At 67.6% G+C, this 21,009-nt stretch carries 2 protein-coding genes; both read right to left on the bottom strand.

The genetic code is table 11. The annotated features are described in order from the left end of the window. Positions 1 to 30 precede the first annotated feature (30 nt). On the bottom strand, positions 31 to 9,723 hold the full coding sequence (locus G4Z16_RS23085; protein WP_197352593.1) for a non-ribosomal peptide synthetase: 9,693 nt from the start codon (positions 9,721 to 9,723) through the stop codon (positions 31 to 33). Continuing rightward, entirely contained in the window at positions 9,716 to 20,497 is a 10,782-nt protein-coding gene (locus tag G4Z16_RS23080; protein ID WP_197352592.1) for a non-ribosomal peptide synthetase, read from the bottom strand. The genes G4Z16_RS23085 and G4Z16_RS23080 overlap by 8 nt, the downstream gene beginning before the upstream one ends. Between the last annotated feature and the right edge of the window lie 512 nt (positions 20,498 to 21,009).

Here is a 21,009-nt window from a genome sequence, read left to right as displayed (position 1 = left end):
GGGTTGGCGGTGAGTGACGCGTGGTGGTTCTCAGAGCAGATCGAAAAGCTCGTCCGCGTCCGGCTCTTCGCTGTCGCCCTCCTCGACGCTCTGGTCGATGACCTGCGCGAGTGCTTCGATCGTCCGGTTCTGGAAGACCGTGGGAAGCATCAGCGCGATGCCCCACCTGTCCTGGACCTCCGTCGCCATGGAGGCCACAAGGAGTGAATGGCCGCCGAGGTTGAAGAAGTCGTCGTGGATTCCCACCCGTTCCACTTCGAGGAGGCTCGCCCAGAGTTCCGCGAGGACCTTCTCGGTGTCGGTTCCGGGTGCGACGTAGCTCTCGCCGGACTGCGCCTGCTGAATGACGTCCGACAGCGCCGGCAGCGCCTTCCGGTCCACCTTGCCGTTGGAGGTCAGCGGGAATTCGTCCAGCGTCACGAAGTACGTGGGCACCATGTATTCCGGAAGCCGTTCGAGGAGATGCGCGCGCAGATCGTCCTGCGCCGCCTCCTGGCCGGGCTTCGTCGTGAGGAACGCGGTCAGCCGCTTGTCGGCGGGCGTGGCCTCGTGCACGACGACAAGGCAGGACCGGACGGCCGGGTGATCGGCCAGTACGGCCTCGATCTCCTCGATCTCGATGCGGTAGCCGCGGATCTTGATCTGGTGGTCCTTGCGTCCCGCGTATTCGATGACGCCGTCGGCCCGGTACCTGGCCAGGTCACCGGTCGCGTAGAGCCGGCCCGGGCCGAAGGGGTTCGCCACGAAGCGCTCGGCCGTCAGGTCGGGGCGCCCAAGGTAGCCGCGCGCCAACTGGACACCGCCGATGAACAGTTCGCCGACGACGCCGTCGGGGACGGGCGACATCGCGTCGTTCAGGATGTACAGCTGCGTGTTCGCCACCGGGGTGCCGATGGGGACGGTGGTGGCGCCCGGGATGTCCATGCACTCCCAGAAGCTGACGTCGACCGATGCCTCCGTCGGCCCGTAGAGGTTGTGCAGCCGCGTGTCCGGCAGGGTCCGGAGGAACTGCTCCTGGACCTCGAGCGGAAGGGCCTCCCCGCTGCACACCACGTGCCGGAGCCCCTGGCACTGCCGGCCCACGGTCTGCTGCTGAAGGAACGTCTGCAGCATCGACGGGACGAAGTGCAGGACGCCGATGCCCTGTTGCTCGATCAGCTCGGCCAGATACGCCGGGTCGCGGTGGCCCTCGGGACGCGCGACGTGGAGTTGCGCACCGGCGATGAGCGGCCAGAAGAACTCCCAGACCGACACGTCGAAGCTGTACGGGGTCTTCTGCAGGACGCGGTCGTGCTCCTGGAGCCCGTACGCGTCCTGCATCCACAGCAGGCGGTTGCAGATGCCGCGGTGCGAGAGCATCGCGCCCTTGGGCCTGCCGGTCGAGCCCGAGGTGTAGATCACGTAGGCCAGGTTGTCCGGGCTGACCTCCGCGTCCACGGGCTCTGGGCTCGCGTCGAGCCAGGAGGTGTCGTCACCGCCGAGCTCGATGAGCTCGATGCCCTGCCCGGACAGCAGGTCGGCAACGTCCTTGGTGCCCGGCTGCACCAGGGCGAGTTGCACCTGGGCGTCCTCGGCCATGAACTTCAGCCGCTCCGGCGGGTAGTCCGGGTCCAGCGGCACGTAGGCGCCGCCCGCCTTGAGGATCGCGTAGAGGCCGGTCACGAGGTCGATCGAACGGCGCATGCAGATGCCGACCCGGCTCTCGGCGCCGACTCCGTGAGCGCGCAAAGTCCGTGCGAGGCGGTTGGCGCGCCGGTCCAGCTCGGCGTATGTGAGCTGCTGGTCCTCGTAGGACAGCGCGACCCGGTCGGGTGTCCGGCGCACCTGCTCCTCGAAGAGTTGGTGCAGGCACGCGGGCCGCAGGGCCTCTTCGTCGTACGTGGCGTTGCGCGCCTCCAGGATCTCCGCCCGCTCGCCGGCCGGCAGCATCGGAAGCCGCTTGACGGGCGTCTGCGGAGCGGCGAGCGCCTCCTCGGTGAGGATCCGCAGGTGCTCGCCCAGTCCGGCGATCGTCTCCCGCTCGAACAGGTTGGTGCTGTACTCGAAGTTGAACCGCAGCTCACCGTCGCGCCGCTGGATGCTCAGGCCCAGGTCGAACTTCGCGACGCCGATGCCCGATTCCGTGACGTCATGGATCCACGACGGCTGCGCCTGCTCCTCGGGGGCGTCCTCGAAGAGCTTGTCCAGGCCGGTGAACATCACCTGGAAGACGGGGTTGTAGCTGAGACTGCGCTCCGGCTTGAGCTCCTCGACGATGCGGTCGAACGGCACCTCCTGGTGGCTCTGCGCCTCCAGGAGCTTCCACCGGACCTGCTGCAGCACGTCCGCGAAGGTGGGGTCGCCCTCCAGGTCCACGCACAGCGCCACGGTGTTGACGAGGAAGCCGATCAGCGGCTCGGTCTCGACCCGGCTGCGGTTGGCGACCGGGATGCCGATGACCACCTTGTCCTGCCCGCTGTAGCGCGAGAGCAGGACCGCGAACGCGCTCAGCACCGTGATGAAGTCCGTCGTCCGGTTCTCGCCGCTCACCTTCTTGAGCTGCTCGACGAGCTCCGGCGGCACGGAGGAGGTGTGGTTGGCGCCCTGGTAGTTCTGCACCGCCGGGCGTGCGTGGTCGGTGGGCAGCGAGATCAGCGCGGGTGCGTCGGCCAGCTGCTCCTTCCAGTACGTCAGGTGCGGCCGCAGTCGCTCCTCCTGGAGCCACTGCTGCTGCCACACCGCGTAGTCGGCGTACTGGACGGCCAGCGGGGCCGGCAGCTCCGAGTCACCGGTCGCGAGGGCGTCGTAGATCCGCAGCAGCTCCTCGTTGAGGATCCGCACGGAGAAGCCGTCGAAGATCGCGTGGTGCGCGCTGAACGCGAGGAGCGCTTCGCTGTCGGAGAGTTGGACGAGCAGCGTGCGGAACAGCGGCCCTTCGGCGAGGTCGAAGGTACGGGTCCACAGTTCGCGTGTGAGGGCCTTGACCGCCTCCGGCTGCCGCTCGGCAGGCTCGGCCGACAGGTCGGCCTCCGCGAGGACGACCGTCCCGGTCTCGGCGATGCTCTGCCACACCCGTCCCCGGTCCTCCCGGAACGTGGTCCGCAGCGTCTCGTGACGCGCGATCAGCACCCCGAGCGCCTTCCTCAGCCGCGCCGGGTCGACGTCGGTGTGCCGGTGGAGCAGCCAGCCCACGGTGTACAGGGCGCTGTCCGGGTGCAGGCGGTCCATGTACCAGAGCCGCTGCTGGTCGAACGTCGCGGGAATGGGCTCGTCGCGTGACACGGGAACCAGGGGGACGACGTCGTGCGGGTCCTGTTCCCGCAGCAGAGCGTCCAGTTCGACGGCCATCTGGGCGACGGTCGGCTGCTCGAACAGGACACGGACCGGCAGATCGACTCCGAACGTCTGCTGGACGCGGGCCACGACCTTCACCGCGAGCAGTGAGTGCCCGCCGAGGGTGAAGAAGTCGTCGTGGACGCCGATGGCGCGCCGCTCCAGCACCTCCTCGAGGATCGTGGCCAGCAGGGCCTCGGTCCGCGTGCGGGGAAGCGCGCTCTCGGAGAGCGCCGGCACGGAGCTCTCCTCGGGCATCGGGAGCACCCGGCGGTTGAGCTTGCCGTTGCTGTTGAGGGGCAGCTCGTCCATGTAGACGAAGGCCGACGGGACCATGTACGAGGGCAGTTGTTCCTTCAGGTGGGCCCGGAGGACCTCGGTCACGTCCGCGGCTCCCTTGTTGAGCGCCACGTAGGCGACCAGCCGCTTGGTCGAGCCGTCCGGCTGGGCGAGCACGGCGCAGCTGTGGACGAGCGCATGCTGGTCGAGCACCGATTCGATCTCGCCGAGCTCGATCCTGAAGCCGCGGATCTTCACCTGGTTGTCGATGCGGCGGACGAACTCGATGTTGCCGTCCGGGAGGTATCTGACGAGGTCCCCGCTCTTGTAGAGGCGGCTTCCGGGCTCGCCGCTGAACGGGTCCGCGACGAAGTACTCCGCAGTGAGCTCGGGGCGGTTCATGTAACCGCGGGTGACGCCGACGCCGCCAATGTAGAGCTCACCGGGCACGCCCACGGGGACCGGCTGCATGTAGGCGTCGAGCACGTAGAGACGCACGTTGGTGATCGGGCGGCCGATGTGGATGGTGTCGAGGTTCTCGTCGGTGTGCGTTCCGGAGGCGAAGATCGTCGTCTCGGTCGGCCCGTAGACGTTGAAGAACACGCGGCCGGGTGCCCATGTCCGGATGAGGTCCGCGGAGTAGGCCTCACCGCCGACGACGAGGTTGCGCAGATGCGGCAGGGAGTCCGTCGGCAGGGTGGCCAGCGCGCCCGGCGTGAAGTTCAGGCTCTCGATGGCACGTTCGGCGAGTATGTCGTGCAGATCGGTGCCGATCATGCGCGTGCCGCTGCTCGGTATGTGGAGCGTCCCGCCCGTCACGAGGGGAAGGATGATCTCCCAGACGGAGAAGTCGAAGCTCAGCGACGCGACCTGAAGCACGTTCTGACGCTGGTCGAAGCACGCGTTCTTGCGGATCCACGGCACCACGTGGTGGATGCAGCGGTGCGCGACCATCACGCCCTTCGGTTTTCCGGTCGACCCCGAGGTGTAGATGATGTAGGCGAGGTTCTCCGGGGTGAGGGTCGTCGACGGTGCCTCGGTCGGCTGGGAGGCGACCGAGGACCACTCGGAGTCCAGGCAGAGGGTCTGCAGGTCCCCGCCCGGCAGCTTCTCCAGCAGGTGCGACTGCGTGAGGAACAGGTGCATCCCCGCGTCCTCGACGACGTACGTCATCCGGTCGAGGGGGTACCGGGGGTCGACCGGGACGTACGCCCCGCCCGCCTTGAGGATGCCGAGCAGGCCGACGATGCCCTCCAGCGAACGCTCCAGGCACAGGCCCACCAGGACCTCGGGTCCGACGCCGTGGGCCTGCAGCCAGTGCGCGAGCTGGTTGGAGCGGGTGTCGAGCTGTGCGTACGTGAGCTGCCCGTCCTCGTGGACCACCGCGACGGAGTCGGGCGTCAACCGCGCCTGAGCGGCGACGAGTTCGTGCAGATAGGTGTGGTCGATGTCCGATGTGGTCTCGGTGCTCCACTCGTCGAGGATCCGGGTGCGCTCGACGTCGGAGAGCATGCTGATCTGGGCGAGGGGCTTCCGCGGCGAGGCCGCCAGCTCGCGGCAGATCTGCCGCATGTGCCCGAAGACGGCCTCGACCGTGCCCTCGTCGAACCACCGCGTGTCGTAGAAGACGTTGACGCCGATACGCTCGCCCACGGTGATCACGATGTTGAGCGGGTAGTGCGTCTGTTCCTGCGAACTCATCTCGGTGAACTGCAGTGCTGCTTCGGTGTTTTCGTCCTCGGGGTAGTTCTCGAAGACGAAAAGGCTCTCGAACAGCGGGGCGCCGGCGGGCAGTTCGCTCCACCGCTGGACGTGGCTCAGCGGGCTGTAGTCGAACTGGCGCATCTGCGTGTTCTGTTCCTGCAGACCCTGGAGCCATTCGAGCGAGGAACTGTTCTCGGGCAGTCGCACCCGCAGAGGCAGCGTGTTGATGAACAGGCCGACCATGCGCTCCACGCCTTCGACCTCGGACGGGCGTCCGGAGGTCACCGTTCCGAAGACGACGTCGTCCGTGCCGGCGTAGCGCCCCAGCAGCAGCGCCCAGCAGCCCTGCAGAACGGTGTTGAGGGTGAGTCGGTGCTGCTGCGCGAAGCTCTGGAGCTCGGTGGTCTCGGCCTGGCTGAGGAAGAAGTTCGTCCTCGCCTGAGGGGCCGGTTCCGCGGAGTTGTCGCTCTCGGCCTCCGGGCGCTTCTCGGCGGCCAGCGGCGTGGCCTCTTCGACTCCTTGCAGGGCCTCGCGCCAGTAGCTCTCGGCCTCTTCCATGTCCTGGTTCTCGAGCCAGGACACGTAGTCGCGGTAGGGCCGGGTCGGAAGCAGCTCGATGTGCCGGCCCTGGGTGAGCGCGCCGTACCACTGGACGGCGTCGTTCAGGATGAGGCTGATGCTCCAGCCGTCGAGGATCGCGTGGTGAGCGCTCCAGACCAGCTGGTAGCTCTCGTCGGCGGTACGGGCCAGCAGCATCCGCCACTGCGGGATGTCGTGGGGGGCGAAGCCCCGGGTGCGGTCCTGCTCGAGGTGGGCGTTGAGGCGCTGTTGCTGCTCCTCCGCGCTCTCGCCGCGCCAGTCCTCCACGTGGAGCGGCACGGGAAGGTCGGCCCAGACCAGCTGCAGTGGTTCGCTGTCCTCCGTCGCCCGGAAGCTGGTGCGCATGATCGGGTGACGGCGCATCACCTGCGCCCAGCTCTGCCGGAACGCCTCGACGTCCAGGTCCTGGTCGATGCGGAGGATCTGCTGGACGTGGTAGATGCCCTCGCCCTGCGCGTACTGGCTCTGGAACCACAGACCCTGCTGGATCGGCGTCTGCGGATAGCAGTCCTCCAGCGGACGAGGCAGCGCCCCGGACTGCCACTCCGGCAGCGAACGCAAGCCGCCGACAAGGTCGTTGATCTGCGACTGCGACAGACCGCTGAGGGGGAGATCCGAGGGCGTGTAGCCCACCACGTCCGCACGCTGGGCCTCACCCACAAGCTGCCGCAGCACCTCCAGCGTGCGCTCGGCGACCTCCTGGATCGTCTCCTCCCGGTGAGCGGCCTCGCTGTAGGTCCACTCCATGTGCAGACGCCCGTCCTGCACCCGGCTGACGATGTCGATCAGATACGGACGCCGGTTGTCCGGGTGGGAGTCGGGGCCGGTCCTGTCGGAGGAGGCGGTGAAGTTGCCGGTGAGGTTCCCGTCGAACTGCCCGAGGTAGTTGAAGCTGATCTGTGCGGTGCTCGGCTCACCGAGGACCGTGGGCTCGCAGGAATCCGTGCCGGTGTCCGCGGGGCCGTGGGCGAGGAGGCCGTAGCCGATGCCCTGCCGCGGACGCTCCCGCAGCACCTCCTTGACCCGCTTCAGACCCTCACCCAGAGCCGAGGACCGCGGAACCGGCAGACGCACCGGCGAGATCGTGGTGAACCACCCCGCCGTACGCGAGACATCGACATCGTCGAACAACTCCTCACGGCCATGCCCCTCGACATCGAGACGCACATGCGCGTCCTCACTCCACGCACCCACCGCCGACGCCACAGCCGTCAACAGCACATCGTTGACCCGGGTGTTGAAAGCAGCCGGAACATCCTGCAGAAGAGCACGCGCCTCATCCGCAGTCAGAACCGCCTCATACACCCGGCTCCGCCCGACGGTGTTGTCATCCGCCGGCCCGTCCATCGGCAACGCACACGCCGCACCCGCCTGCTCACCCCAATAAACAGACTCCGCAGCCGTCTCAGAACTCCGGGCCTCCTCGCCCAGCCGCGCAGCCCACTGCTGCCACGAACTCGACTTCGCCGGAAGAACCAGATCCCGCCCCACACGCAACTGCTCCGCCAGAGCACCCAGATCCTCCAGCACCACCCGCCACGACACCACATCGACCACAAGATGATGCGCAACCAGAAGCAGTTGGGACTTACCGTTCTCGTCCCCGGTGAAGAGGACGGCGCGGAAGAGCGGAGGTTCGGAGAGATCGATACCGGACTGGGTCTGCTGAGCGATTTCGAGCAGCCGCTCCTCACGCTCCTCGGCTGCATACGAGGACAGGTCGTGAACCTGCAACGGCACCGTCTCCGGCAGACCCGCCAGCTCCGCCCGCCACCCGGCGCCGTCCTGGAAGAACCGCGTGCGCAGACCGTCGTGCTGCTCCAGCACACGCCGCACCACAACTTCCCACTGCTGCGACGACAGCCCCGCATCCACCTCCACCAGCACCGACTGATTGAAGTGATGCGGCTGCGCGAAATCCTGCGCGAAGAACCAGCGCTGAATCGGCGTCAGCTCCACCGGCCCCGTCACCAGACCCTGCTCCGCCCGCACCGTCGGCACATCCTGCTGCTCCACCACCGGAGCAAGCTCAGCAATCGTCTGATACTGGAAAAGCTGCTTCACCGTGAAATACAGACCACGCTGCTTCGCACGGAAAATCACCTGAAGACTCAGAATCGAGTCCCCGCCCAGCGAGAAGAAATCATCGTGGACGCTCACCGGCTGACTCGTGCCCAGCACCGTCTGCCAGATCTCCGCCAACTGCTCTTCCACCACGGACCGCGGCGCCACATACTCCCGCCCCGCCGCAGCATGCTCCTCCCACGACAACGCCGCCAAAGCCTTACGGTCCACCTTCCGGTTGGTGGTGACCGGGAGGCTCTCCAGCGGGACGAAGACGCTGGGGACCATGTAGCCGGGAAGCCGTTCGCCCAGGAACGACTGCAACACCTCGGTCTCCACCGGCTCACGGCACACCACGAACGCCACGAGCCGCTTCGTCGGGCCGTCGGCGTGGAGGAGGACGGCGGCGTTGCGCACCTCGGGGTGCTGTGCCAGGGCGGCTTCGATCTCTCCCAACTCGACCCGGAAACCACGGATCTTGACCTGGTCGTCGACCCGCCCGAGTAATTCGATGTTGCCGTCAGGGAGGAAGCGGGCCAGATCGCCGGTCCTGTAGAGACGGCTGCCCTCGTCACTTCCGAACGGGTTGGCGATGAACGCCTCGGCCGTCAGATCCGGACGCCCCAGATAGCCGCGCGCCAACCCCGCCCCACCGATGTGGAGTTCGCCGGCGACACCCACCGGAAGGAGCTGCTGGCGCGAGTCGAGGACGTGAAGCTGCGTCCCGCGAATGGGACGGCCGATGTGGACACGCTCGAGGTCGGGCTCGTACCGGGCAAGGCACACACCCACCGTGGCCTCGGTCGGACCGTAACCGTTGAAGAACGCGCGGCCGGGGGCCCAGACACGGACGAGGTCATGAGGGCACGCCTCACCGCCGACCGTGATGCAGCGTACGAACGGCAGCGAATCCTCGGGCAGCGTGGAGAGCGCCGACGGCGTCAGGCTGATGTTCTCGACGCCCTGCTCGATCAGGAGACCCGCGAGATCGGGCCCCGTCATCTGCATGTCAGGCGGCGGCAGGATCAACGTCCCACCCGACAGCAGCGCCGCGGAGAACTCCCATACCGAGATGTCGAAGCTCAGGGAGGTGCCCTGCAGCACGCGCTGCGGGGTGTCCAGCCCGTAGTTCTCGTACTGCCACTGGGAGATGTCCCGGAAGCCGCGATGAGGAACCTGCACACCCTTCGGCCGGCCCGTCGAGCCGGACGTGTAGATCACATACGCGAGGTCGTCGACGGTCCCGCCCGACACCGGAGCTGTCTCGGGCCACTTCTCCAGCTCGGACCAGAAATCCTCGACGGCCAGGACCAGTGCGTCCGACTCGGGCAGCACTCCGAGCACCGACCGACGTGCCAGCACCACCGGCAATCGAGCATCCGAGACCATGTAGGCAAGGCGCTCACGCGGGTACGTCGGGTCCAGCGGTACGTAGGCACCGCCGGCCTTCATGATCGCGAGGAGGCCGACGATCATCTCCGCGGAACGCGGCATGGAGAGGCCGACCAGGGTCTCGCGTCCGACACCGCGGTCCCGGAGAAGATGAGCGAGCCGGTTGGACAGCCGGTCGAGACAGGCGTAGCTCAGCTGGCTGTCGCCGAAGGAGACCGCCACGCGATCGGGGCAGCGGCGGGCCCATGCCTCGAAGAGCTCGTGGAACGACGCCGGCTGCGCTGCCTGCTGCTTGGCCTGCTGGAGCCGGAGACGCAGCATCGCTTGCTGCTCCGGAGACAGGTTCTCAAGCTGAGGAAGAAACTCACTCATGATTCTCACTCGTCTCGGTAGCCGGTGAAGCACTCAGATGTGGGGCCTGAAGATCGCTGGGCGACATTCCCTGAACCTCTGCGACGAGTTGTTCAAGGAGCTCGCGCTCTTCGACGGTCTTGATTCCTGCCGCGAAGGCCGACAGGTCGAAGTCGGCGTCGATCACGGTCTCTTCGGGCGCGGAGTTCCCGTGCCGGAGGATCTGCCGGCGTTCCTCGTCCGTGAGGACGGTGATCTCGCTCAGCCGCGCACCGGGGTCCCCGGCGATCTGCGAACAGATGCTCCGGAGGTGTCCGAGCATGCGTTCCACGGCTTCTCTCTCGAAGCGCCCGGTGTCGTACTGGACGGAGATACGGAGCCGGTCGTCGGGCACCGTGGCCACGACGGAGAGCGCGTAGTTGCTGCGTTCCTCGGAACGGGTCATGTCGAAGCGCAGCGCCGCCGATTCGTCCTTCTCCACGGGGTAGTTCTCGAAGACGAAAAGGCTCTCGAAGAGCGCGGCGCCGGTGGGCAGTTCGCTCCACCGCTGGACGTGGCTCAGCGGGCTGTAGTCGAACTGGCGCATCTGCAGGTTCTGTTCCTGCAAACCCTGGAGCCATTCGAGCGAGGAACTGTTCTCGGGCATCTGCACGCGGAGAGGCAGCGTGTTGATGAACAGGCCGACCATGCGCTCCACGCCTTCGACTTCGGACGGCCGTCCGGAGACCACCGTTCCGAAGACGACGTCGTCCGTGCCGGCGTACCGCCCCAGCAGCAGTGCCCAGCAACCCTGCAGAACGGTGTTGAGGGTCAACCGGTGGGCATTGGCCAGCTCGTGCAGCCGGCTGGTGTCCTCCTCGCTGAAGGAGACACCGACCTCGGCCTGGCCGCTCGCTTCGACCGGCGTCGCCCCTGCCGTGAGGTGGCGTTCGATGCTGAGCGGGGTGGCCTGCTCGACCGCCTTCAGGGTCTCGCGCCAGTAGCTCTCGGCCTGTTCCAGATCCTGGCGTTCGAGCCAGGCCACGTAGTCCCGGTAGGGCCGGGTCGGAAGCAGCTCGATGTGCCGGCCCTGGGTGAGCGCCCCGTACCACTGGACGGCGTCGTTCAGGATGAGGCTGATGCTCCAGCCGTCCAGAACCGCGTGGTGAGCGCTCCAGACCAGCTGGTAGCTCTCGTCGGCGGTACGGGCCAGCAGCATCCGCCACTGCGGGGCGTCGTGAGGGGCGAAGCCTTCGGCACGGTCGTCCTGGAGGTATTTCTCCAGACGCAGCTGCTGATCCTCGGAGTTCGGGGACCGCCAGTCCTCCACCCGGAGCGGCACGGGAAGGTCCGCCCAGACCAGCTGCAGTGGTTCGCTGTCCTCCGTCGCCCAGAAGCTGGTGCGCATGATCGGGTGACGGCGCATCACCTGCGCCCAGCTCTGCCGGAACGCCTCGACGTCCAGGTCCTGGTCGATGCGCAGGATCATCTGGACGTGGTAGATGCCCTCGCCCTGCGCGTACTGGCTCTGGAACCACAGACCCTGCTGGATCGGCGTCTGCGGATAGCAGTCCTCCAGCGGACGCGGCAGCGCCCCGGACTGCCACTCCGGCAGCGAACGCAAGCGCCCGACAAGGTCGTTGATCTGCGACTGCGACAGACCGCTGAGGGGGAGATCCGAGGGCGTGTAGCCCACCACGTCCGCACGCTGGGCCTCACCCACAAGCTGCCGCAGCACCTCCAGCGTGCGCTCGGCGACCTCCTGGATCGTCTCCTCCCGGTGAGCGGCCTCGCTGTAGGTCCACTCCATGTGCAGACGCCCGTCCTGCACCCGGCTGACGATGTCGATCAGATACGGACGCTTGTTTTCCGGAGCCCAGTCCGGGCCGGCCTTGCCGGACGACGAAGCGAAGCTCCCACCGAAACTGCTGTCGAACTGGCCCAGGTAGTTGAAGCTGATCTGTGCGGGCGTGGCCCCGGTCAGCGCGGTGTCCGCGGGGCCGTGGGCGAGGAGGCCGTAGCCGATGCCCTGCCGCGGACGCTCCCGCAGCACCTCCTTGACCCGTTTCAGACCCTCACCCAGAGCCGAGGACCGCGGAACCGGCAGACGCACCGGCGAGATCGTGGTGAACCAGCCCGCCGTACGCGAGACATCGACATCGTCGAACAACTCCTCACGGCCATGCCCCTCGACATCGAGACGCACATGCGCATCCTCGCTCCACGCACCCACCGCCGACGCCACAGCCGTCAACAGCACATCGTTGACCCGGGTGTTGAAAGCAGCCGGAACATCCTGCAGAAGAGCACGCGCCTCATCCGCGGTCAGAACCGCCTCATACACCCGGCTACGCCCGACGGTGTTGTCATCCGCCGGCCCGTCCATCGGCACCGCACACGCCGCACCCGCCTGCTCACCCCAATAAGCAGACTCCGCAGCCGTCTCAGAACTCCGGGCCTCCTCGCCCAGCCGCGCGGCCCACTGCTGCCACGAACTCGACTTCGCCGGAAGAACCAGATCCCGCCCCACACGCAACTGCTCCGCCAGAGCACCCAGATCCTCCAGCACCACCCGCCACGACACCACATCGACCACAAGATGATGCGCAACCAGAAGCAGTTGGGACTTACCGTTCTCCGGGCCGGAGAACTTGTGATTCTCCGGCCCGGAGAACTCCTCATCCTCCGCCTCGGAGAACTTCTGATTCCCCGGCTCGGAGAATTCCTGGTCCTGCAGTCCGGTGAAGAGGACGGCACGGAAGAGGGGGGAAGCCGACAAGTCCATGCCGGACTGGGTCTGCTGAGCGATTTCGAGCAGCCGCTCCTCACGCTCCTCGGCTGCATACGAGGACAGGTCGTGAACCTGCAACGGCACCGTCTCCGGCAGACCCGCCAGCTCCGCCCGCCACCCGGCACCGTCCTGGAAGAACCGCGTGCGCAGACCGTCGTGCTGCTCCAGCACACGCCGCACCACAACTTCCCACTGCTGCGACGACAGCCCCGCATCCACCTCCACCAGCACCGACTGATTGAAGTGATGCGGCTGCGCGAAATCCTGCGCGAAGAACCAGCGCTGAATCGGCGTCAGCTCCACCGGCCCCGTCACCAGACCCTGCTCCGCCCGCACCGTCGGCGCATCCTGCTGCTCCACCACCGGAGCAAGCTCAGCAATCGTCTGATACTGGAAAAGCTGCTTCACCGTGAAATACAGACCACGCTGCTTCGCACGGAAAATCACCTGAAGACTCAGAATCGAGTCCCCGCCCAGCGAGAAGAAATCATCGTGGACGCTCACCGGCTGACTCGTACCCAGCACCGTCTGCCAGATCTCCGCCAACTGCTCTTCCACCACGGACCGCGGCGCCACATACTCCCGACCCGCCGCAGCATGCTCCTCCCACGACAACGCCGCCAAAGCCTTACGGTCCACCTTGCCGTTCGGACTCAACGGCAAGGACTCGAGCGGGACGAAGACGCCGGGAACCATGTAGCCGGGAAGCCGCTCGCCCAGGAACGACTGCAACACCTCGGTCTCCACCGGCTCACGGCACACCACGAACGCCACGAGCCGCTTCGAGGCGCCGTCCGCATGGAGCAGGACCGCCACGTCCGCGACCTCGGGGTGCTGCGCGAGAACGGCTTCGATCTCTCCCAACTCGACCCGGAAACCACGGATCTTGACCTGATCGTCGACCCGGCCCAGCACCTCGACGTTGCCGTCAGGGAGGAAGCGGGCCAGATCGCCGGTCCTGTAAAGGCGGCTGCCGTCCTCATCGGCGAACGGATCGGCGACGAACCGCTCGGCCGTCAGATCCGGACGCCCCAGATAGCCGCGCGCCAACCCCGCCCCACCGATGTAGAGCTCGCCGGCGACACCTGGGGGGACCGGCTCCATGGACCCGTCCAGTACATGCACCCGCATGTTGTCCAGGGGCCGGCCGATCGGCACGACCGCCGGCACCTCCGTCTCCGGCTCCATCCGGTGGCTGGTGGCGAACGTCGTCGTCTCGGTCGGCCCGTAGCCGTCGACCACGACGAGCTCCGGGCAGGCAGCGCGCACGCGCCGCACGGCGTCCGCCTGCACCGCGTCCCCGCCGGTCCACACCTCGCCCAGACCGGCGAGGCAGCCCGGGTCCTCCTGCGCGAACAGGTGGAACAGCGCCGCCGTCAGCCACATCGCCGTGATCCCGTGCGCGGGCACGACCTCACGCAGCAGGCCCGGAGTCACCGTTCCCGGTGGTGCCACCACGACCCGGCCGCCGGTCAGCAGCGGCGCCCACAGTTCGTACGTCGACGCGTCGAACGCCTGCGGGGAATGCAGCAGCACGCACTCGTGTCCCCGCGCGAAGCGGCTGTCCAGGGCCAGCGCCGAAACGTCGGCGTGGGTGACCGCCACTCCCTTCGGACGGCCCGTCGAACCGGACGTGTACATCACGTACGCCAGGTCGTCTGCGGTAACGCCTGAAGCGGGCGGCGTGTCGGGCCAGTTCTCCAGGTCGGGCCAGATGTCCTCGACGGCCAGCGTCACCGCGTCGGACCCGGGAAGCACGCCGAGCACCGACCGTTCGGCCAGCACCACTTCGAGTCCGGCGTCCCCGGCCATGTAGGCCAGGCGGTCGCTCGGATACTCGGGGTCCAGCGGGACATAGGCTCCGCCGGCCTTCAGTATCGCGAGCAGCGCGACGATCATCTCGGGAGAGCGCGGCACGCACAGACCGACCAGGCTCCCGCGCCCGACACCGCGGTCCCGCAGCAGATGCGCAAGGCGGTTCGAGAGTCCGTCCAACTCCCCGTAGCTCAACCGGCGTTCACCGGACGCCACGGCCACGTCGGCGGGGCACCGGCGGACCGTGCGCTCGAACAGCTCGTGCAGGGCCGCCGGTTCGAGTGCTTCCTCGTTGCGGGCCCCGTGACCTCGCTCGATGATCTGCCCGCGCTCGGACTCGTCGACCATCGGCAGGTGCCGAAGCGGCCGCCCGGGCTCCGTCAGCGCGGACTCCAGAAGCACCTCGAAGTGGTCGGCCATGCGTGCGACCGTCTGCTCACCGAACAGGTCGGTGCTGTACTCGAATCCGAAGCGCATCCCTTCGGGAGCGGCCTGGATCATGAGCGTCAGGTCGAAGCGAGCGACGCCGACGCTCATCCCCTCTTCGATGAGACGGTGCATCCAGGGCTTCGCCTGAACCAGAGCGGATTCGTGCTCCAGGAGCGGGAGGCTCTCGTCGGCGAACATCACCTGGAAGACGGGGTTGTAGCCGAGGCTGCGCGCCGGACTCAGCGCCTCGACCAGCCGCTCGAAGGGGACCTGCTGGTGGCTCTGCGCGTCGAAGAGCTGCTTGCGCACCTGCAGCAGCACGTCCTCGAAGGTGGGTTCGCCCCGCAGGTCCACACGGACGGCGACCGTGTTCACCAGGAACCCGACCATGGACTCCAGCTCGACACGGTTGCGGTCCGCGATCGGTACGCCGATGACGACGTCGTCCTGCCCGCTGTACCGGGACAGGAAGACCGCGAAGCTGCTGAGCATGGTGATGTAGTTCGTCACCTGGTGCTCACGGCTCAACTGGCCGACGCGTTCGGTCATCCGGGCGGACAGCTGCCGCCTCAGGAAGTCGCCCTTGTAGCTCTGCTCGTCGGGCCGCGGGAAATCGGTGGGCAGCGTGAGCAGTTCAGGAGCGCCGGCCAGCTGCTCCTTCCAGTGGTCGAGATGGAACGCGAGCCTGTCCTCCTCCAGCCAACTCTGCTGCCACACCGCGTAGTCGGCGTACTGGACCTCCAGGTCCTGCAGCGGCGAGGGCTCGCCCTCGGCCAGGGCCCGGCAGATCTGGAGGAACTCCTGGCCGAAGACGCCGATGGAGTAGCCGTCGAAGACGGTGTGGTGGGCGCTGAGCGCCAGCACCTGTTCCGCATCGGAGAGCCGGAGGAGCCGGGCACGCAGCAGAGGACCCGTTGCCAGGTCGTAGGGCTGGTCCCACCACCTGCGGATCTCCTCCTGCGCCCGCTGCTCGGACTCCTCCTCGGAAAGCCCCGAGAGATCCGTCGTGGGCAGTGCGACGTCCCACTCGTCCGCGATGATCTGCCAGACCTGGCCGTCCTCTTCGCGGAAGGTGGTCCTCAGCGGTTCGTGGCGCCGGATCATCTCGTGCAGCCCGTCCCGCAGCACCGTCGCCTCGATGAACCCCGGCAGCGGGATGAGCCAGTTGACGGTGTACGAGGTGGTTCCGGGGCTGAGCCGGTCGATGAAGAAGAGCCGCTGCTGGTCGAAGGTGGCCGGCAGCGGCACGCCGCGCGGCGAAGGGCTCAGCGGACGCTGCTCCAGCGGCTGCAACTCCTCCTTACGCCGCTGCAGTTCGCGTGCCACCTCGGCGATCGTCGGGAGGTCGAAGAAGAGGCGGACGGGAACCTCGAGCGAGAACACCTGGCGGACGCGGGCCACCAGCTGCACCGCGAGAAGCGAGTGCCCGCCGAGCTCGAAGAAGTTGTCGAAGACGCCGATGGGCGAGCGGCCCAGGGTCTGTTCCCACACCGAGACGAGCAGAGCCTCCGTGGTGTTGCGGGCCGGCACGCGGGTCGCCGAACCCGTGGAGGAAGCGTCCTGCGGCAGCAGCAGCGCGCGCCGGTCGAGCTTGCCGCTGGAGGTGACGGGCAGGACATCGAGCGCGATGAGGTCGGACGGCACCATGTAGGCGGGAAGCCGCTCGGCCAGGTGGGCGTGGAGCTGGGGCATCAGAAGGTGCTGGATCTCCGCCTTCAGCGGCTGGTTGGCGTAGTTCGACCAGTCCTGCTCGTCGCTCCCGGGCCCGGCGGGGGTGACGAACTCCTCGTCGTCGGCGCCGTGTTCGGCGTCCGCACGGGTCAGGAGGACGGAGAAGGTGCCGTCCGCGCCGTGGCGGCTCCAGTCGAGCACGGCCCGGTAGCCGGCCTGTTCGGCGAGTTCCCGCACGTCCTCGGGGTCGAGGCCCGCGGCCGGCCTGTCCTGTGCGCGCCAGGCCTCCACCGTCTCCAGCCCGGACCCTCCCTTGAGCCAGCGGAGGGTCCGTACCGCCTCCTCCACGCGGGAGTTGGGGACGTTGCGCACCCGCAGCACGCCGGATCCGCCGGCTTCCAGCCTTTCGCGCAGCGCCGGGAGGGTGAGGCGTTCGGCGTTCCAGTCGAGCTCAGGGATGCCCGGTTCCGCGCGGCCGGCGGTGTCCGCGGGGTCGCCGATGTGCAGCACCACCTGGTAGCGGAACATCGACATCTCGTTGACGTGGCGGCCACGCTTGGGCCGTATCTCCACCCGGGAGACGACGCCGGCCGCGGCAGCCCAGTCCCGGAAGAACTGCGGGTCCAGGGTCAGCTCTTCTTCCTGCTGCACCCGGTGCTGGACGCGCTGCCAGAGCTGCTCACGCGTCATCGAATCGGGGGCGCGGTCCGCCTCGACGCTGGCGTGGAAGGCATCGAGGAGCGGGAGGCTGCGGACGTCGCCGACGATCACCCGTCCGCCGTCCGCGACGCGGGACACCGCTCCTTCGAGGACCCGGACCAGGTAGTCGATGTCGGGGAAGTACTGGATCACCGAGTTGATGACGACGGTGTCGACCGACTCCAGTTCGAGGTCGCCGATCCCGTCGGCCTCCCTCTGGTGCAGCACGACCGAGTCCCGCAACTCCGGTTGCGAGTCGAGGCGGCCGCGGACGGACTCGAGCACCGACGAGGAGAAGTCCGTTCCGTAGTACCGACGGCATCCGGCAGCGAGCGGGAAGAGCAACAGGCCCGTGCCGCAGCCGATCTCCAGGATGGCTTGCGGGTCGTAGCCGCGGACCAGGGAGACCGTGTCCTCCTGCCAGGCCCGCATCTCGTCCAGCGGGATCGGCATGCCGGTGTAGCTGCTGTTCCAGCCCGAGAAGTCGTGACCGTCCTCGGACGCCTGCGCCGCGTTGGGGTCGAAGGCGTCGTACACCTCGCGCCAGCGGTCGATGCGCTTGCCCGCCAGCGAGTCGCCGTGATGCTGGACCGCCGAGTGGGCCAGCTGCGGATGCGGCACGACGTACGAGACCAGCGACCTGTCGCCCGTCCTGTCCTCACGGACGATGGTCGCCGCGTCCTGGACGACGGGGTGCTCGCTCAAGACGCTGTCGATCTCGCCGAGTTCGATGCGGTAGCCGCGGATCTTGACCTGGGAGTCGGTGCGCCCGAGGAACTCCAGGTTTCCGTCGGCCCGCCACCGCGCCATGTCGCCCGTCTTGTAGATGCGTTCACCGGGCGTCGCGCTGAAGGGCGACGGGATGTACTTGCTCGCCGTCAGCTCCGGCTCGTTCGCGTAGCAGGAGCTGAGGCAGATGCCGCCGATGTAGAGGTCGCCCGGTACGTCGATCGGGCACGGGCGCAGGGACTCGTCGAGGACGTAGTAACTCGCGTTCTGGATGGGCTTTCCGTACGGGATGCTCGACCAGGCGGGGTCGACCTCGCCGACGGGGAAGAAGTTCGACCAGACCGTTGCTTCCGTGGCACCGCCGAGGCCGACGACCTGGACGTTCGGGAACGCCGCCCTCATCACGTCCGGCGAGTGCACCGGGATCCAGTCGCCGGACATGAAGATCAGGCGCAGCGACGGGGAGACGATCTCGTTGGCGCCCTCGCCGTTCGTGGGCAGGAACGGCACCAGCTGCATCAGGGCGGCGGGCGCGGAGTCCCAGAACGTGATGGGTTCGTCCGCCATGTAGGCCAGCAGATTCGCCGGCTCCTGGATGTCCTCGCTCGTGGCGACCCGGAGCGAACCGCCGGCGGCAAGGACGCCGAAGATGTCGTAAACGGACAGGTCGAAGGTCAGCGCGGTGACGAACAGGACGCGGTCGTCAGGTCCCACGGAGAAGGTGTTGTTGACCCACTCGATCAGGTTCACCGCGGGGAAGTGCGCGACCGTGACGCCCTTCGGGGTTCCGGTCGAGCCGGAGGTGAAGATGATGTAGGCGATGTCCTGAGAGGTGCCCTGCAGGGAGAGATTCTCCTGCGGCATGCTCGCCAGCTCGGCCGACGAGTGGACGGCATAGGGAGTGTCATATACCGGCTCGTCGTCGCCCGCCGGGTCCATGCACAGGACGTGGGCAAGGTGTGGCAGCGGATCGGCAGTCAGGACGCGCGGCATGAGGGTGTGCTGCGTCAGTACACACGTGATCTTCAGCGAGTCGATGATCCAGTGCCAGCGCTTCACGGGGGCGTTGGCGTCCAGAGGGACGTATGTGCCCCCGACCTTCAGGATCCCGAGCAGCGCGGGAATCATCTCCGCGGAGCGCTCCATGAGGATCGCGATCTGGTCCCCACGGCCGAGTCCGAGCTGCTTCAGACGGTGCGCGATCTGGTTGGCCAGCTCGTTGACCTCGCGGTACGTCCAGCGCTCGTCACGGAAGAGCAGGGCCAGGGCCTCGGGGGTCTCCGCGGCCTGCTGCTCGAAGAGCTCGTGCATGCAGAGGTCCTGCGAGTACGGCGTCTCCGTGTCGTTCCACTCGTGGACGAGCTGAGTGAACTCCGCGGGGGTGAGGAGGGCCAGCTCCCCCAGGCGTGCCTCCGGCTTGCGCACGAGATCCATGACGGTCTGGCGCAGGTGTCCCGCCATCCGCTCGACCGACTCCGCCGCGAAGCGCTGCGTGTCGTAGTGGATCGTGAGCGTGAGGCGTGCGCCGGGTGTCACCACGACGCTCAGGGGATAGGCCGCGTGGCTCTCCTCCCAGGTCCTGACCATCCGGAGCGGCCCGGTCCCGGGTGCCGCTTCGTGGTCGTCGACCGTCAGCACGCTGTCGAAGAGCGCCTCCCCGGAACCGATCCCGCTCCACTGCTGAACCATCAGCAGCGGGCTGTACTCGTGTTCCTGGATCCGCGCGTACTGACCCTGCAGGCCCCGCATCCACTCCGCCCAGCCCATCGAGGCCGGCACGCGGACGCGCAGGGGAAGGGTGTTGATGAGAAGCCCCACCGTGCCCTCGATGCCGGGCAGTTCGGCCGACCGGCCGGGAGTGGTGACCCCCATGACCACGTCGTCGGCGCCCTTGTAGCGGCTCAGCAGGAACGCCCAGGCTCCCCGGACGAGGGTGGGGATCGTCAGGTCCTGCTGCTCACCCGCGGCACGCAGGGCCGCGGTCTCCTGCTCGTCCAGGACGAGTGAGACCTGAGCGTAAGCAGCGGGCGCCGGGTCCGCGGTCGCGTCCTCGTCGGCGGAAGGCTTGAGCTCGCAGGGCAGCGGACTGGCGGACGCGACGGACTCCAGCTCGTCACGCCAGAATCCTTCGGCCCGACCGGCGTCCTGACGCCGAAGCCATTCGACGTAATCCTGAAAGGGCGTCACCGGCCGGTCGTCGACGGGCCGCTGAGAAGTCAGACACTCGTAGATCTCTTCGACATCGCGAAGGACGATCGCCTGACTGCTCGCATCCAGAAGAATGTAGTGAAAACTCCAGAGAACCTGATATTTCGCCTCGGCCAGACGAGAGACGTGGAGCCGCCACAGCGGCGCCTCGTCCAGGGAGAACGCCTGCGCACGGTCCCGCTGCACGATCGCCTCGATCGCGTCGGACTGCCCCTCTGCGTCCAGGGCCCGCAGGTCCTCCTGACCGAAAGGGAAATCCACGCTTTCCCGAACGGTTTGCACAGGTTCATCGCCGGGCTGCTCACCGAAATCGGTCCTCAGCACGGCATGCCTCTTCATGACGTGCGCCCAGCTCCGGCGAAATGCCTCCACGTCGAGATCGTGCGCAATCTCGAGCACGACCTGAGCGTGGTAGAGCCCGGTCCTTTCACCATGGCGGGACTGGAACAGGATGCCTTGCTGAGCCGGTGCCATCGGGTAGGAAACATCGACCCGTCCGTCGCCGGAAAAGGCAACGGCGTCTTCCGTTGAGTCATGGAAAGTACTCAAGGCTGCAGTCCTCTGGAATCATGAAGGATGATTTGCGCTGCCGGTACTGGCCATGGGAAACGCCGCCCGCGAAACAGGACTTGAATGGTGTTTCGGCTCGGGGTGTCCCATGACGGCCGCTGTCGGCGGTTTTCTGACCGGTGCGCATTGACGTAGCCGATCACATCGAGTCCGGAGAGGACCCGGTAAATACCTCGTCAGTGGCCTGAGAGAGTCCGAATTGCTCCGGCGCGGGGCCGGTCAGGTGACTGCCGAGGTGGAGCGGTGGCCCAGGACCCGCGCGTCAGATGTGCGCTCCTGGAACCCGGGTGCTCGATGCCCTCCCGCGGACGGGCGCTGCCGCACCCTCGATGGGGAGGAAGCCGTCGGAGCTGGCTTCTGGGGGCCGGCGTCCGGTCAGCGCGTGGATGCTGCCGGCGCCCGCCGCCCTGACAGTG

The organism is Streptomyces bathyalis, assembly GCF_015910445.1.
In the GTDB taxonomy this organism is placed as follows: Bacteria; Actinomycetota; Actinomycetes; order Streptomycetales; family Streptomycetaceae; genus Streptomyces; species Streptomyces bathyalis.
The sequence above is the reverse complement of the archived record's forward strand: the minus strand, read 5'-3'. Positions and strand labels throughout refer to the sequence as shown.